The organism is Bradyrhizobium sp. NBAIM03 (assembly GCF_020194055.1).
Taxonomy (GTDB): Bacteria; Pseudomonadota; Alphaproteobacteria; order Rhizobiales; family Xanthobacteraceae; genus Bradyrhizobium; species Bradyrhizobium yuanmingense.
On record NZ_JADYVS010000262.1, the window covers coordinates 1 to 395 of the forward strand.

Genomic DNA, 395 nt, shown 5'->3' on the forward strand with positions numbered 1-395 from the left:
ATCTCGCACTGCGCCTGGACGATCGCGTCAGACAGAGGGTGGAGCGCACCCTCATTACCCACGACGGTCACCTCTTCGATGCCGCCGCTGTCGCCGCCGCCCGAATAGAAGATCTTCAGTTGTGCAGCAGCCGGTTGGCCATCTTCGCCGATGACCGCGCCGGTCAGCCGACGCACCGCTTCTGCTGTCGAGAGCGCTGCGATGTTCGAGAGGATGATTTGCTTCAGTTCGGTGTTGCCCACGAAAAACTCCTTGCTCAAGTCCCGGGAAATCCGGGGGTTCCCAAGTAGTTGCTTTGGGCCGAGCGTAAAAAGCGGACGCGTCGATGCTGCTCAGGGCGGATGCCCAAAATTCAAGCAGCCCAGTCGAACCCGCCTGCGGCGCGGGTCTTGCTT

General features: G+C 61.3%; 1 protein-coding gene. It reads right to left on the reverse strand.

The window, feature by feature from the left end; genetic code table 11:
• A partial coding sequence (locus I6F21_RS38425) for a hypothetical protein (protein WP_225184478.1) occupies positions 1-242 on the reverse strand: 242 nt, incomplete at its 3' end.
• Positions 243-395 lie beyond the last annotated feature (153 nt).